The organism is Terrabacter terrae (assembly GCF_039529575.1).
GTDB lineage: Bacteria > Actinomycetota > Actinomycetes > Actinomycetales > Dermatophilaceae > Terrabacter > Terrabacter terrae.
Window position 1 is genome coordinate 1 of record NZ_BAAANB010000127.1, and the last position, 2,091, is coordinate 2,091.

Annotated in this window: 2 protein-coding genes; both read left to right on the forward strand. The window is 73.2% G+C overall.

Annotated elements, in window-relative coordinates:
• Nucleotides 1-566 (forward strand): putative PEP-binding protein (locus ABD194_RS19850; RefSeq protein WP_343994724.1); only part of this gene is annotated, 566 nt, incomplete at its 5' end.
• Nucleotides 567-618: 52 nt separating this feature from the next.
• Nucleotides 619-1,773 carry a baeRF2 domain-containing protein gene (locus ABD194_RS19855; protein WP_343994726.1) on the forward strand — a complete coding sequence of 385 codons (1,155 nt, stop codon included), beginning with the start codon at nt 619-621 and terminating at the stop codon, nt 1,771-1,773.
• Nucleotides 1,774-2,091 lie beyond the last annotated feature (318 nt).

The following is a 2,091-nucleotide window of genomic DNA, read 5'->3' on the forward strand; positions in this document are numbered from 1 at the left end:
CCGCGCGTGAGACAGGAGCCGACGTCCGCGTCATGGCGCCGATGGTCGCGACGGCCGAGGAGGCGGCGTGGTTCGCCCGCCGCGTCCACGAGAACGGGCTGCCCAAGGCGGGCGTCATGATCGAGGTCCCCGGCGCGGCGCTGCGGGCCCACGACGTGCTCGGCGAGGTCGAGTTCGGCTCGCTCGGCACCAACGACCTGGCGCAGTACACGATGGCCGCCGACCGCATGGAGGGTGCGCTGTCCGACCTGCTCGACCCGTGGCAGCCCGGCGTGCTCGACGTCGTGGGCCTCGCCTGCGACGGCGCCGCCCGCGCGGACCGCCCCATCGGCGTCTGCGGCGAGTCGGCCGGCGATCCGCTGCTCGCGCTCGTCCTCGTCGGTCTCGGCGTCTCGTCGCTGTCGATGGCACCGAGCAAGGTGCCGGTCGTGCGCCTGGCCCTGTCGCTGCACACGCTCGCCGACTGCCAGGAGCTCGCCGCGGCCGCCCGCGGTGCCCGCACCGCCGTCGATGCCCTCACCGCCGTCCGTGAAGCTGCGCAGAACGAACTCATCGACCTCCTGTGAGGCGTGACCCCAGTGGGTAGGGGCACAGTGTCCCCGACCCATGGAGGAGTCCATGAATCTCGACCTGTTCCATGATCTCGCCGAGGAGAACGGCCCCTTCGCGAGCGTGACGTTCGACGTGACCCGGACCGACCCGGCCAACGCCGACCACGTCGAGTCGCGCTGGAGAGCCGTGGCGGACCAGCTGCGCACGGAGGGCGCACCCGACGAGGTCGTCGCCTCGCTCGAGGAGGCGGCGCTCGAGCCCACCGGTCGCGGCGGCGAGTGGGGCCGTCTGCTCGTCGCCAACGCCGAGGGCCTGCTCCTGCGGCACGAGCTGCCCCGGCGTCCCGAGCAGGACGTCACCTGGGGGCCCGTGCCCTCCCTGCTGCCTGCGATGCGCGCTCTCGCCGGGGCCGTGCCGCACGTCGTCGTGCGCGTCGACCACACCGGCGCGGACATCGAGGTCAGCACCGGCGCCGCCGGCTCCGAGGAGGAGCTCGAGGTGCAGGGCGACCACGACGTGCTGCACCGGTTCAAGGGCGGCGGCTGGTCCCAGCGCCGCTTCGAGCTGCGCGTCCAGGACTCGTGGGAGCAGAACGCCGCCACCGTCGCCCACCGGCTCGACCGCCTCGTGCGCAGTGACCGTCCCGAGGCCGTCGTCGTCATGGGCGACGAGCGGGCGAAGGCCTTCCTCGAGCAGCACGCCGGTGAGGAGCTGAAGTCCCTCATCGTGCGCAGCGACGTCGGCGGCCGGGCCGAGGGCACCGACGAGGAGAAGGAGCGTCAGGCCGTCGAGGAGATCCTGGCCGCCATCCGCGCCCAGAAGGAGGCCGACCTGGTCGCCCGCTTCGAGGAGCAGACCGGGCGCGCCGAGGCCGCGACCGAGGGCCTCGAGCCCGTCGTCGAGGTGCTCCAGCGGGCCCAGGCCGAGGAGCTGATCCTCGTCGAGGGCCGCGAGCACGACCAGCAGCTCTGGGTCGGCGAGGGCCGCCTGCAGATCGGCACGAGCCGGGAGGACGCCGAGATGACGGGTGCGGAGCACCCGGTGCAGGTGCCCGCCGACGCCGCGCTCGTGTGGGCGGCGGTGTGCTCGCGGGCCGCCGTGACGCTCGTCGACCGCGCCCAGCTCAACCCCGCCGACGGCGTGGGCGCCGTGCTGCGCTGGTCCGACGAGTCGACACCGCACTCGCGCGTGCCGAGCATGCCGGGCCACGGCGGCACCTGAGCCGCACCTGTCTCTCCAGAGCGAGAGCACGTATGCCGCCGGGCCGGGTCACGCGACCCGGCCCGGCGGCATACGGGGCGACGGTTCGAGAACCCGCAAGGGCGTTTCGTCCCTTGTGTCCGGTGACATCCGTCTCAAGGCGGGCACGGCTCTCTTGCAGGGTCGCTCGATAGACTCGGGACAGGCGCCGGCAGCGCAGCCGGCGCAGCGAAGGAGCTGCCGGATGAGCACGACGAGCCTCTACATGGACCGAGTCCGACTCGAGGACGGCTACCACGAGGACGACCTCCACTTCATCGAGCGCAGCCTCACCCAGCT